The 13,044-nt window shown below is 46.3% G+C and carries 10 protein-coding genes and 1 tRNA gene; 4 read left to right on the top strand and 7 right to left on the bottom strand.

The features are described from left to right. Position 1: 1 nt before the first annotated feature. From radC to rpmB, 5 genes are all read right to left on the bottom strand, one after another. Positions 2-1,804, bottom strand: a complete 1,803-nt coding sequence (gene radC, locus SMSP2_RS00435) for a RadC family protein (RefSeq protein ID WP_146682063.1) — start codon at positions 1,802-1,804, stop codon at positions 2-4. Between the two features lie 533 nt (positions 1,805-2,337). After that, entirely contained in the window at positions 2,338-2,652 is a 315-nt protein-coding gene (locus SMSP2_RS00430; protein ID WP_222566374.1) for a hypothetical protein, read from the bottom strand. A 151-nt stretch (positions 2,653-2,803) separates the two neighbouring features. Further along, entirely contained in the window at positions 2,804-4,276 is a 1,473-nt protein-coding gene (gene gatA / locus SMSP2_RS00425; RefSeq protein ID WP_146682062.1) for an Asp-tRNA(Asn)/Glu-tRNA(Gln) amidotransferase subunit GatA, read from the bottom strand. Positions 4,277-4,302: 26 nt separating this feature from the next. Beyond that, on the bottom strand, positions 4,303-4,611 hold the full coding sequence (gene gatC, locus SMSP2_RS00420) for an Asp-tRNA(Asn)/Glu-tRNA(Gln) amidotransferase subunit GatC (RefSeq protein ID WP_146682061.1): 309 nt from the start codon (positions 4,609-4,611) through the stop codon (positions 4,303-4,305). 175 nt (positions 4,612-4,786) lie between these two features. Next, positions 4,787-5,050 carry a 50S ribosomal protein L28 gene (gene rpmB / locus SMSP2_RS00415; protein ID WP_146682060.1) on the bottom strand — a complete coding sequence of 88 codons (264 nt, stop codon included), beginning with the start codon at positions 5,048-5,050 and terminating at the stop codon, positions 4,787-4,789. A 595-nt stretch (positions 5,051-5,645) separates the two neighbouring features. On the opposite strand from rpmB, the gene SMSP2_RS00410 reads away from it, so the two are divergent. The 3 genes from SMSP2_RS00410 to SMSP2_RS00400 all read left to right on the top strand — a co-directional run bounded on the left by SMSP2_RS00410 (position 5,646) and on the right by SMSP2_RS00400 (position 8,971). Next, positions 5,646-6,266 (top strand): choice-of-anchor C family protein, encoded by a 621-nt coding sequence (locus SMSP2_RS00410; protein WP_146682059.1) that lies wholly within the window; start codon positions 5,646-5,648, stop codon positions 6,264-6,266. Positions 6,267-7,510: 1,244 nt separating this feature from the next. After that, the gene (locus tag SMSP2_RS00405; protein WP_146682058.1) at positions 7,511-8,110 is read left to right on the top strand and encodes a DUF642 domain-containing protein; all 600 of its coding nucleotides are present in this window, start codon (positions 7,511-7,513) and stop codon (positions 8,108-8,110) included. A 270-nt stretch (positions 8,111-8,380) separates the two neighbouring features. Continuing rightward, a complete protein-coding gene (locus SMSP2_RS00400) occupies positions 8,381-8,971 on the top strand; it encodes a choice-of-anchor C family PEP-CTERM protein (RefSeq protein WP_146684779.1) in 591 nt (196 codons plus the stop codon). A 164-nt stretch (positions 8,972-9,135) separates the two neighbouring features. Here the strand turns inward: SMSP2_RS00400 and SMSP2_RS00395 are convergent, their stop codons facing one another. Together SMSP2_RS00395 and SMSP2_RS00390 are read right to left on the bottom strand one after the other, a co-directional pair. Beyond that, complete coding sequence (locus SMSP2_RS00395) at positions 9,136-9,768, bottom strand: PEP-CTERM sorting domain-containing protein (RefSeq protein WP_146682057.1); 633 nt, start codon at positions 9,766-9,768, stop codon at positions 9,136-9,138. Between the two features lie 456 nt (positions 9,769-10,224). Beyond that, on the bottom strand, positions 10,225-12,636 hold the full coding sequence (locus SMSP2_RS00390; RefSeq protein WP_222566373.1) for a sodium-translocating pyrophosphatase: 2,412 nt from the start codon (positions 12,634-12,636) through the stop codon (positions 10,225-10,227). Between the two features lie 286 nt (positions 12,637-12,922). Here SMSP2_RS00390 and SMSP2_RS00385 point away from each other — a divergent pair. Beyond that, a tRNA-Met gene (locus SMSP2_RS00385) sits at positions 12,923-12,996 on the top strand. Positions 12,997-13,044: the final 48 nt, after the last annotated feature.

Raw genomic sequence — 13,044 nt, 5'->3', positions numbered from 1 at the left:
ATTAACCCCTTATTTTGCAATAAAAAATTCGCTCTGCATTGTTTTCATCGTTACTTTTGCCCGCTGTGAAAGCCTTATAATCTTTCTCAAACACTTCGACAGAGCCTCTTTCACTTAAGATCTGCATTATGTCTTTATCATCTATTCGGGCATTAGACCGACCGTCTTTAGTCTCACCTGTGTTATTGTAGGAGAGTAAGATATGTTTACATTTGGCATTATAAATCAGGTTTGCAAATGCAGAAGTTGCATTTTTTTGACAATAATCGCTTTTGATATGCTTACGATCCATTTTTCTCGCTAAACCAGTGACGGCCGGCATAGACCACTCTGCTAAATTTTCTAATAGGTGATAAGCATCCGAATACTGCCGAGAATTATAAGGAGGGTCCAAGTATAATACGTCACAGTATATTTTTTTTATAAGTTCGTTGGCATCCTCGTTATATACTTCGTTGTTCTGGTTATTCCAGTATTGAATATGAGGGATTTGTAATCTTATAGGCTTCAACATGTCCAATTTTTTTCTGAAAGCATCGTAATGACCAACTGTATTCGCTACCTTATCTGCAGCGTACAGTAAAGAGCAGAGAAGTATGTTCTTCTCATCAGAATCAGATGAGATTACTTCAATATGCTCCCTGATAGCGCCAATTTTTCTGGCATTTTCATTTGAAAAATATGTGCCTCCAAAATTTTCAGAAAAATAATTTTCTTCTTTTGGTTCAATATTGTTTAATAACTCAATTTTGTTCTGAACATCTATATACACATCTGAACAAACTCCTAAAAATGCATGCAAACAGATATAGTTTGAGTACAATAAATCGTTTGATATAATTGCTATTTCTCTATCGTTGAATCTTTCGCCAACCACGCCAGTACCCGCAAAAATATCACAAAAGGTTTCTACTGGTCCGCATTTCTCGGCTATTATATCCTCGATAAAACCTAATAATCTGTACTTATTCCCTAAATAACGCCTATTTTGGAGGCTAAAGTGTCCATCTGGGGGTTCTTCTGACTTAAAGTGGTGATGACTTGCAACTGTGAAACTCTTTGTGTATGAAATTTTGTCTTCTTCCAATAGATCCCATAATGTCCTCAGTTCCCCCTCTGCGATATAATCAAGCGTCTTTACCTTATTAGAACTGTTAAAAAAACTAAAGCAACCCTTTGATGAAATTATTACAAAGTCAATCACTGGTATGCCCATAATTTGCCCGGCTTCTATCAGTTTTTTTATAATTACGTTGTCTCTTTCGCTTGGCGCGTAATCACCTGTGGGATGATTATGGACAAGAATAAGGCTCGCGGCATTGGATTCTATTGCAGGACTAAATATTTCTCTCGGATGTAACAAGGTCTTGTCAAGGATCCCTACACTAATAGTTTCCTTTTTAATAAGCCCATTTCTCGCATTCAGGTACAAGCTTATCAAATGCTCTTTCTTTTTATTCCTAAATTCACTTGTCACATTTAATACATCTTGGCTGTTGATGATTTGAATTTCATCTTCGCAGGGCTTAAAAAACCTCTTTACCAATGATATCGCAGCGACTATCTGTAAGGCCTTTGCTTGTCCAATGCCTGATATAGCCTGTAAATCGGCAGCAGTGATATTTAGGAAATTATCTCCGAATTTTCTTATAATATGTTGTGATAATTGCTGAACATTCTTCCCTTTAATTCCACTTCCTAAGAGTACAGCTAAAAGATCACTCTTGGAGAGAGCATCCGGCCCTTTCTTGAGGAGTCTTTCTCTTGGACGTTCTACCGCGGGTTTATCTTTGATCTTGACCATATAAGCAAATCTGACTTCTCTTTAATGAGATGCCTTTACTAAATAAATGTGTTAACTGGATTCAACGTACGACATTATATGATCAATCCTCTTTCAAGCAACATAATAAGTGACAAAATATCAAGTACATTTCTGTTTTTCTACACAATGAGTTTTAGCATATCACTTTTCTTCTCGCCGCATTGAGATTATACGCCCTTACATAATCCTGTTAATACTGTAATCCTGTCAAAAACAACTTAAAGTTAAATTTTACAGTGATTTAAATATTTTTCAATAACAAGCGAGAAAAAAACAGCGATAAGTGTGTGATTTTTTTTGGAGCGGCGGCAATCGCCGGCGCGGCACCGCTTTTAAAGGCTGATGCGAAACGTAACGTTTTATTATTAAGAACGTTACACAATGGCAGGCAGGGATGCCTGCCCTACTTTACGCCGCTGCAACTATAAAATACCGCTAAGACGTACCAAAAAGCGGCGCCGCCTCGCTTCGCTCGTTGTCGCGCGCACTCCAGATAAAATGCCGCAGACTGCCTATTGCCTGATGCCTAATTCTGCGTCCAACCTAACCGCTCCATTACTGTCGCGGCTCTGATGCCTGATGCCGTCGTCGGCAGTTGTTAAGTAATCCTTAATAACTGAATTTTCGTCTAATTCCAGCTTTTTAAATATGTTAGATATATGCATACTGACATTGGGTACAGATGTGGCAAAAAGTTCTGCGATTTGCTTCTGATTCATCCAGACGGTGCCGTCTTTGGCGTAAAGGGCAACCGATGCTTTGCCGTCGGGGCTGGTGTAAATTATAATATTTTGACTCTGCTTTGTGATTAAATCTTTCTCAGGCATTATTCTATTCCATCTCTGCCCTGCCGGGCTCTATCCATTCTACGCCCTTATACAATCCCGTTAATCATGTCCACTTGCTGTTTTAATTCCTAATTAACTTCTTTGACAGGATTACAGGATTTACTGGATTAGTATTCCTAATTCTTAATTCTTAATTCTCCCCCGGCGAGAGGTTTGTAATTCCGGAGGCGGTCTCGTACATTCTGGCGATGCGCAGTAGTTTTTGTTCCTGGAACGCCGGGGCTGCCAGCTGCATACCTATGGGCATACCGTTTGAATCCATGCCGCAGGGGATGCTGATTCCGGGAACTCCGGCGAGGTTCAGCGAGATTGTGTAGATATCCGCCAGGTACATCTGCAGCGGGTCGTCTGTCTTTTCGCCGATTTTAAACGCCGTCGTCGGCGATACCGGCATCAGCAGAGCGTCCGCCCTTTCGAATGCCGCCTGGTAATCCCTGCGGATAAGGTTTCGCACCTTGAGCGCCTTGAGATAATACGCGTCGTAGTAACCGCTTGAGAGGGCGTAAGTTCCGAGCATTATCCGGCGCTTGACCTCCTGGCCGAAGCCCTCCTCGCGGCTCATGTTGTACACGTCGATATAGCTCTTTACGTTTTCGCTGCGGTGTCCGTAGCGCACGCCGTCGAAGCGGGCAAGGTTGCTGGATGCCTCGGCGGTTGCGATAAGATAATACGCCGCGATGGCATAGTCGGCATGGGGCATCTGGATTTCCACTATCTCGGCGCCGAGCGAGCGGTACTGCTCTATTGCCCTGCGGATTGCCGCGGCGGTCTGGGCTTCGGCGCTGTCGTTATACTCTGGTACAACGGCTATCCGCAGCCCTTCGAAGGGGTTATCGATATCGGCGAGGCAGTCGCACCGCGGCGCGAGCTCTTCGCTGACACTGGTGCTGTCGCGGCTGTCATGACCGGCGATAACGTTTAGCATAAGTGCGGCATCTTTGACATCATGCGTCAGCGGGCCGATCTGGTCGAGGCTTGAGCCGAAAGCCACCAGCCCGTAACGTGATACGCGGCCGTATGTGGGCTTCATGCCGACAACTCCGCAGAATGCCGCGGGCTGGCGAATCGAGCCGCCGGTATCTGAACCGAGCGCCGAAGCGCACATACGCGCTGCGACCGCCGCGGCCGAGCCGCCGCTGCTGCCGCCGGGAACACAACCTGTGTTCCAGGGGTTGCGGGTCTGTTTGATCCCGGAGTTTTCGGTACTCGAGCCCATCGCGAACTCGTCCATGTTGAGCTTGCCGAGAATTACCGCGCCGGCATCGAGCAGTTTCTGGACTGCCGTGGCGTTGTATGGAGCCTCAAAATTCGCCAGTATCTTTGAAGCGCAGGTTGTCTTGCCGAAATCGGTGGTCATGTTGTCCTTGACGGCTACCGGCACGCCGGCAAGCTGACCCGGCTTTTTGCCGGCGGCTATTTTATCGTCAATCTGAGCAGCCCGTTCGAGAGCCGTATCTTTGAATGTGCTCAGATACGCATCAATCTTTGGCTCGGCTGCATCAATACAGTCAAAATACGCCTTAACGGCGTCGGATGATTTTATCTCACCTGCCGCGATGGCGTCCCGCAGCTCGAGACAGGTCATTTTGAGTATGTCAGACATAAATTGAATCCTTAAATAAACGGAGCTTATGCCCCGGAATTATCGTCAAGTATTGGAGGTACGCGGAAAAACTCTTCATCTCGGTGCGGCGCATTGTGCAGGGCCTGTTCCCTGTCCAGCGGCTGGTGCGGCTCATCGGCGCGGAATACGTTCGAGACCGGCAGACAATGCGCCAGCGGCTCGATGCCCTCTGTATCGAGCTCATTGAGCTTGTCAACGTAGCTCAGGATTGAGCTGAGCTGGTCGGCGAAATCATGGATCTCCGTCTCGCTGAGATTCAGCCGCGAAAGCAGTGCCACGTCGCGGACCTGTTGTTCTGTGATTTTTGATGACATTTTAAACCTCTATGTGAACTAAAACGGATAACAGGCATTCTTTACAGGGTTTACGTTAAAAATCAACTAATATTACCTGTCATGCAAGTCCTGTTTCTGTATAAATAAAAAAACAGGCGAGACCTGCGCAGCCGTCGCCTGTTATAATTTACATAACTATATGTTTTGCAAAACTTTATTCGGCTGCTTCGGCCGCTTTCCAGTTTCTCTTTGGCGGCTTGACAACAAGGCCCATCTTTATGGCCTTGGCCGATACGTTGATACGCGTAACCTTGCCGTCAACGACAGCGCGTACCTTCTGGATGTTCGGTTTGAACTTCCTTCTGCTCACGCCGCGAATATTGAGACCAACACCGCCCCTGCGTTTGGGCTTACCGCTTCGTACTATGCTGCGGCCTGCAGTTGTTCTTCTACCTGTAAAATGACATACTCTTGACATATTTAAGCTCCTTCTAAGCAGTTGCTTTAAGGGTTTACATACAAAATATCTATTCGATATACGCTGAAAGATTGGCAATATTACACATAAAAAAACAAGTTTCAAGAAAAAAACATAAAATTTGAGCCTTTATTTTGCCGGCAAACGGATTTATTCAAAGCTATGTATCCTCCCCTGCGGTCTGTATGAATAGATAAGCCCGCCGCGGCAATACTGTTTAATACGTTTTTGCGCGCAGAAACGCACTGAAAACGAGAAACAGATTCACATAAACAAACAGAATACAGCAATAAAACAAAGAAATTAACATAATCTCATCTTCATTTCTAAAAAGAACTTACACACTTAGGTTTTGAGTATTTTCAGAAATTTATTTTTTTTACTTGACCCAAAGGACTCCTGAAAGATACAATGCTTATGGTGATGATAGAAGAGAAAAGAGAGAGAGTGAGTGAAATGATAGAGATGTGTACGTGTCAATTCTTGTCTTCCCCACTCTTGTGATTTAAAATTTAATTAGGTCGGCAAATGCGTCTGGCACAGAGTGTGCCATCCGGCTTAATTGAGGAGAACCTTTGATGAAAGGAACCAAGAGATGTGTAAATTACTAACAACCTTGATGTTTGCTTGCGCAATATGCGCAAATGCAATGGTAACTAACGGCGGTTTTGAGGCACCTGACGCCTCGGGAAATTCAAGCGGATTCACACGTTACGGCCCCGGCCTTGACATTAACGGATGGGTCGTTATCCAGAGCGTTGACCTGGTCAACGAGCTGTGGCCGGCTTATTCCGGCGAGCAGAGCCTGGATTTGAATGCAAGTTCGCCGGGCATAATAGCCCAAGAGCTGCAAACAGTTCCGGGGGCAACCTATGAATTATCCTTCATGCTTGCCGCAAACCCGACGACACCCTATCCGCCGACAATGAAACTTATGCGTACAAAAATCGCAGATGCGCCTGTCGGTGCTTTTATCGACTATAAGCAGTTCAATTTTGATGCCGCGGGCAGGACCTATCAGGATATGGGCTGGAGAGAAGAGATATGGCTCTTCACAGCTCAAAAGGAATCTACCTGGCTGATCTTCGAAAGCCTCAATAATGGCGAATGCGGTGTGGCTCTTGATGATATCGCTGTAAATCTTGTCCAGATACCTGAACCGGCAACACTTGTTGTTCTTGCAGTCGGCGGCCTTCTGGCACGTAAAAGAAAATAAAAGACTAATTATAAATGCGTTGGTATGCCGCAAGGGTGAAACGGCATACCAACGCTAAAAAAAACGGGTTGTGTGAAAAGTTAATATTAAGTCAATTCCAGGCTTTGAGCCTGATTTTACTCTGCTTTACGGATAATTGTAAACTCCTTAGCAGGCAGCAACTTAAATGACAGCTGCGAAATTAAATTAAAATAATTTAGTTTTATGCTTGACTTTGTCCTGCTCAATGGCTTACAATGACTCGTGAAGATAGAGAAATAAAAAAGGGTGATAAAAAGAGATTTATTAAATCGCATCAGTGTATGAAAAGTATCTCTTTTTTTCCAAAGTTGAATATTGGTGAAAAGTATTGCCGGATCGAGTGTGATATATCGAGATTGTATGATTCCGGTGATTTGGCGGAGAGAACCTTTGGGAAAAGGATCAATGGAATGCCATTGTGCATTTCATCTCTGAAATCAAGTTCGGCTGCATCTGTCGATGCTGCGCCGGCACTTTAATTCATCCGCAGAAGAATCATATAAAACACTCGCGCATCTGGGCGATCTATGTGTCAATACGCAGCGAGCTATCAGTCCACCAGCGTCTTGCTGTTCTTTTGGACGGATTGCCGCCATATCCAATATTCACTGAGGATTGTATAAGATACGTTTCAACAACGTTTGGAGTTTATCTCCATGTTTGTGCGTCTTCCGGGGTTTGTAACCCTGGATGAAGGGAAAAGAGAATATGTGTGAGTGTGTGGAAAATGTGAAAGGACCTTTTTAGGTCTGCGCATAAAGCAGAGACTTGCGAAGCGTCTATGACTGCCTTTGCAATATCCGTCTTTGTCTCCTTAGCGCTGTTTGCATAGTCTATGCATGACACGGACGATGCTCGAAGTATCTGCATCGAAACGGCGGCGGGCTGTATATATAAACGGCAGTCGAATGACGATGCAGTTTATCGGGTAGATAACCGGCAGTTTGCAATTGTGTAAGCTGTTGGGTTATGAAGCGTTTTAACAAAGTGTGGAATATGAAGGGATAAAAGAGATGTGTAATGCGATATCAGCTTTCGCGTGATATCATCTAAACGGCGTATCAGCCTGCATCTCTTCCCCCGAATATGACAAAGTAAATTTTAAAAGTAAATATAAATAGCATTGTGCTATATATAATCATTACACTCGCCCCGGGAAGGCTGTATCAGCTTTCCCGGGAATGAGTGCGTAGAACTCAAATCACAGGGAAAGGAATTGAGACATGTGTAAAACAATTATAACAACAATCATGGTACTTGCATTAACAGTAAATGCAAATCTCATCGTCAACAGCGGATTTGAAGATCCGGCGGTGACAGCAACGGCTTACAATCTGACAGGCACAGACATCCCCGGATGGGTTATACCGGACGGCTATGCAGTTGACCTGGCGCACCCAAGCGACAAATGGGTTGCGGCTTCGGGCGACCAGAGCCTGGCACTTAACGCCCTGACATATGGTAAGATTACTCAGCAGATAGCCACGATTCCACAGGCTATATATGAGCTGACTTTCATGTATGCGGGCAATCCTGCAATCGAGGGTGGAATTGCCAAGACTCTGGTTACAGCTGCGGGCTCATCACAGCAGTACGATTTTGACACCACCGGCTATACACACGCAGACATGGGCTGGACCCAGCAGGTGCTTGTTTTCGCCGCAACAGACAATGTAACAACGGTAAGTTTTGAAAGCCTTATCGATGGTATCAACAGCCCTGCTATAGATGATGTATCTGTTGTAATGACTCAAATCCCCGAGCCGGCTGCAATAGCTATACTGGCAATTGGCGGATTATTTATTCGCAGAAAACGAATTTAATAAAGATTTTAAAATTGCCCCTCCGGGTTGGACACTGATTCAACCCGGGAGGGCACTTGAAAAAATAGTGGGAAAAGAAATACAGTTTTCACAAAGTGAAAGAAAAAGGTGTATTGAGACTTTGAGAAGAACGGGAAAAAAGTTAATAAAATTAGAAGGCTTGATGCGGCACAACGTAGAGCCGCGACTGTAAGTGCTTCTGACTATTGCAGTGTAAATGTCTATGCTGCATAGAGAAATTAAGAATCCAATGGAGAAAGGAAATGAGACATGTGTAAAACAATTATAACAACAATGATGGTACTTGTAATGTCGGTAAATGCAAATCTTATCGTTAACGGCGGATTTGAGCAGCCGGAGCTGACGGAAACGGCTTATCTGCTCTCAGGTTCTGACATCCCGGGATGGACAATCTCTGAGGGCTACTCAGTCGATCTGATTTATCAGGACTGGGCTCCTGCTTCCGGCGACCAGAGCCTGGCACTTAACGGGCTTGACCCGGGCGTTATCAGCCAGCAGATAGCCACAATACCTCAGGCGATCTACGAGCTGACTTTCATGTACGCGGGCAACCCGGAAGTAGTAGGCGGAATCGTCAAGACTATTGTAACAGCAGCCGGCGTTTCGCAGCAGTTCGACTTTGACACAACCGGCTACACAAGAGCAAATATGGGCTGGACGCAACAGGTAATGAACTTCTCCGCAACAGAAGAAGTTACCACAATAAGTTTCCAAAGCCTGATCCCAGGCGCTGACAGCCCGGCGTTTGACGATGTTGCAGTAGAGATGGTTCAGATACCTGAGCCGGCAACGATGCTTCTACTCGCTATCGGCGGAATCTTCGCTGCCAGAAAAAAATAATACTGTCTTCTGTGATACTTGAAACTTAAATCTTCTTACGGCCGGTAGCTTTATTAAAAAGATGCCGGCCGTATTCTTTTGCTGCTGATAAAAGTGCATGTGCCGTTTATTCCAGGCTCGAGACCAGATGTAGATACTTTGATTTGAACCGCAGACTATAGAGGCTATTTGTGTCGCCTCATGCTCAGCATACCGATACCGCCAAGAGCAAAGATCATAACAGTCGCCGGCTCTGGAACCGGCTCTACGGTTACCATATCCAGACTCGGCCCCGTTGCCTCTGTATTGGCATCGCCCTCGAAGAACAGCCATGTACTTGTTCCCTGTGCGGTGAAATTCCATGTTACCTTTTGCCAACTGTCCCCGCCCGCACTGGATGTCTTGGAGGCCAGGAAATTATCACCGGAGTTGGCGGCAAAACCTACGGTTACATCAAAATCTTTGTAGATGTAGAACTCGACCTCATACTCTTGATCAACTGTAGTAGCAAGCTCGATGCCTATCCTGCCGGGTTCATCTCCGTTTAATGCTATACGCTGGTGCCCATCATAGGCATCAAAGGTGCTGCTCGAATAAGTATCATTAGCCACTTCGATACTTCCGGACACAATAAGCCATGAGCCAAAATAGGTACCCGGATCATTGCTTGAGTAATAACTTTTCAGAAAACCGTCCTGTTTATCAGGAGTTATTACTGGTGATTCAAAAGATTCTTCCAGTATGAAAGCGGCATTTGTGATTGATGTTAAAGCTGCGAAAACAGCGCACAGCACTATGAGATTCTTTTTTGCTTTCATTTCATTTTCCCTAATCTTAAATATTCTCTTTCTTACAATATTTTATTTTGCATCTGCTCAACGTACACTGTACGCACACAATAAAAACTGCAAAACGGAAACTTTTCCCTAATTTCCAAAAGCTTGTATTTTGAATAATACTTATGCGTATTTTACACTTAGAACGCCTCAAATGTCAAGAATATTATAGTTTTTTTAAATAAATACGTGTAACATTATATTCCAAAAGAGGTTAGGTAACAGATGTTTCACAAACAATCCTACTCTTTAGTCAGCTTGGAGCGGAACTATTCCACAATTTATATCGAGTGGGCCATACTGTACCGGACCCATAGGAGAACATTCCCAGGCAAGTGTGCCCTACCGTGCGCACAAACGAAAAAGCCGCCCTTAAAATAAAGGCGGCTTTGTGTTTTTTTATACAGGTTTTGCATTAAACCCTTTAAGCATAGGAGTTTAGTTCATGCCGAAGAGCTCTGCTATCTGCGTTCCGTATTTAACAATAACACCCGAGAACACAACCGATACCATTGTCATCAGCTTGATGAGGATGTTAAGGCTCGGACCGGACGTATCCTTGAAAGGATCGCCGACTGTATCGCCTACAACGCTGGCCTTGTGAGCTTCTGAGCCTTTGCCGCCGTGTGCGCCGCGTTCGATGTACTTTTTGGCATTATCCCACGCCCCGCCGGCGTTGTTGAGTGTGATAGCAAGAACAAAACCGGCCGTCAGACCGCCTGCAAGCAGTCCCAAAACACCGGCAACACCCAGCAGCAGCCCGACCGCAACCGGAACGATTATCGCCAGCAGCGACGGCAGTATCATTTCACGCTGAGCTCCGGCAGTTGAAATCTCGACACAGCGGGCATAATCGGGAGTACCCGAGCCGTCCATGATGCCTTTGATCTCTTTGAACTGGCGGCGGACTTCTTCGACCATCGAACCGGCAGCCCTGCCGACGGCCTTCATGGTCAAAGCGCAGAATACAAACGCCATCATAGCACCGATAAACAACCCGCCGATGAGTTTTGGATTCATGATTGTCAAATCATAGGCGCTTACAAAATCGGTTATAGGTGCCGCCGCAGCGTTTATTGTTCCCTCGATGCTGCCGTCAGCGCTGAAAACCTTGTCCCCAACCTGGTAAACCTTGTCCTCGGCTTCAGTTGCAAGCCGTGTAACCCAGATTCTAACCTCTTCGAGATACGCGGCAAGCAGTGCCATCGCCGTCAGAGCGGCAGAGCCTATCGCAAAGCCTTTGCCCGTAGCGGCAGTGGTATTGCCGAGTGAATCAAGAGCGTCGGTACGCTCGCGAACCTCTTTGCCCAGGCCGCACATTTCGGCATTTCCGCCGGCGTTGTCGGCTATCGGGCCGTACGCGTCAGTAGCAAGCGTGATGCCCAGAGTTGAGAGCATACCGACCGCGGCGAAACCGATACCGTAAAGACCTAAGCTGATATTCGTGAAACCGCCGGCGAATGCGAAGGCAAGTATGATGCCGGCGACGATTGTTACAACGGAGTATCCGGTAGAATACATACCGACGGCGAAACCGTCTATAATTGTGGTAGCCGGGCCCATTACAGCCTGGCCGGCGATGCCTCTTGTCGGCTTATATTCATCTGATGTGTAGTATTCTGTAATCTGGCCGATTATTACGCCGGCAAACAGGCCGACCACGACCGAGCCGAATATGCCCCAGGAAATCCAGCTTACAGCCGCCATGATCGCCAGAGCAATCAGAATAAATACCGAGCTGCCCAGCGTACCCACAAGCAGCGACTTGAGCAGGTTTTTCTGGGTGGCTCCCTCCTTGCATTTTACCATGAAGATGCCGATAATCGAGAGAACAATTCCGATAGCCGCAACGACCATCGGGGCAAGCACGACCATCGCCCTGCTCTGAACACCCATATGTTCAATTGTCAAGGGCGAAAGAGCCGCTCCAAGCGCCGCGGTTGCAAGGATCGAGCCGCAGTAGCTCTCGTAGAGGTCAGCACCCATGCCGGCAACATCACCGACGTTATCGCCTACGTTATCAGCGATAGTTGCGGGGTTACGCGGGTCATCTTCGGGTATGCCGGCTTCTACCTTGCCGACAAGGTCGGCACCAACGTCCGCGGCCTTGGTATAGATACCGCCGCCGACACGTGCGAAGAGTGCCTGTGTCGAAGCACCCATGCCGAAGGTAATCATGGTGGTTGTTATTTCAACGAGTTTATGATGCTCGTCCATGCCGGCCTTAACAAGCGTAAGCCCCATGAACGAGAGGCCGTTGGCCATATTGCCGGCAGTATAGACAATCTTATCGAGGATCAGGTACCACAGTGCGATGTCCAGCAGGCCAAAGCCCACAACGACCAGACCCATAACCGCACCCGAGCGGAACGCGACCTGCAAGCCGCGGTTGAGGCCTTCGCTGGCACCCTGCGCTGTCCTGGCAGAGGCGTTTGTCGCCGTTTTCATGCCGAGGAATCCGCAAAGGCCGCTGAAAAAGCCGCCTGTAAGGAACGCCACCGGCACAAACGGGTTCTGAACACCCATGTACGCCAGAATAGCGAAGATAACGAACAGTATCGCAAAGACGATGCCTACCACCCTGTACTGACGGTAGAGATACGCGTAAGCTCCGTCTTTTACGTGGTTTGCGATCGTTTTCATCTGTTCGGTGCCCTCGGAAGCCGACATCATCTTCCTGTAGAAGAACAGTGCGAAAATCAGCGCCAGAACGGCCGCTGCAACACCGAGCCACGGGGCGAAATCGCCCGCTCTTGAGGGTGAAGCCTGGGCGGCGGTTTCGGCCGCGGAGGCAATTTTACAAGACGTTAGCATAAGCATTGTAACTGCCGCGAATGCTGCCTTTTTCATGTTTTCTCCATAATTTAATAGATTACGTTAGATTTAAATATTTTTTTACAAATTGACTCGGCAGTATTCTATACAGATCAATTCCGTTTTCAAGTGAAAACGAACAAAAATACACATTATCAGACGAGCCGTATAAGGATAAACTTTTATCTTGAATAAGGTTACATAAATAAATCGTCAGATGAAATAATTATTTCAGATTTTGGAATTAAAAAAAAGAAAATTTTTTCTTGAACTCATGCATTCAATAGGTAATATTACGCGTCTCGTATTATTCGAGACTTTCGGCGGTGTAGCTCAGTTGGTTAGAGCGTGGGATTCATAAGCCTAAGGTCGGTGGTTCAAATCCACCCGCCGCTATTCTCTGAATATAAGCGCCGGCATACGCCTTGCACGCCGGCAGTTGTA

This window comes from Limihaloglobus sulfuriphilus (assembly GCF_001999965.1).
Classification (GTDB): domain Bacteria; phylum Planctomycetota; class Phycisphaerae; order Sedimentisphaerales; family Sedimentisphaeraceae; genus Limihaloglobus; species Limihaloglobus sulfuriphilus.
Note: the sequence above shows the minus strand (reverse complement) of the source record. Positions and strands in the feature narration are given on the sequence as shown.

Coding starts and splice junctions, on each gene's coding strand:
- radC (WP_146682063.1), bottom strand. CDS start 1,804: ATGGTCAAGATCAAAGATAAACCCGCGGTAGAACGTCCAAGAGAAAGA.
- SMSP2_RS00430 (WP_222566374.1), bottom strand. CDS start 2,652: ATGCCTGAGAAAGATTTAATCACAAAGCAGAGTCAAAATATTATAATT.
- gatA (WP_146682062.1), bottom strand. CDS start 4,276: ATGTCTGACATACTCAAAATGACCTGTCTCGAGCTGCGGGACGCCATC.
- gatC (WP_146682061.1), bottom strand. CDS start 4,611: ATGTCATCAAAAATCACAGAACAACAGGTCCGCGACGTGGCACTGCTT.
- rpmB (WP_146682060.1), bottom strand. CDS start 5,050: ATGTCAAGAGTATGTCATTTTACAGGTAGAAGAACAACTGCAGGCCGC.
- SMSP2_RS00410 (WP_146682059.1), top strand. CDS start 5,646: ATGTGTAAATTACTAACAACCTTGATGTTTGCTTGCGCAATATGCGCA.
- SMSP2_RS00405 (WP_146682058.1), top strand. CDS start 7,511: ATGTGTAAAACAATTATAACAACAATCATGGTACTTGCATTAACAGTA.
- SMSP2_RS00400 (WP_146684779.1), top strand. CDS start 8,381: ATGTGTAAAACAATTATAACAACAATGATGGTACTTGTAATGTCGGTA.
- SMSP2_RS00395 (WP_146682057.1), bottom strand. CDS start 9,768: ATGAAAGCAAAAAAGAATCTCATAGTGCTGTGCGCTGTTTTCGCAGCT.
- SMSP2_RS00390 (WP_222566373.1), bottom strand. CDS start 12,636: ATGAAAAAGGCAGCATTCGCGGCAGTTACAATGCTTATGCTAACGTCT.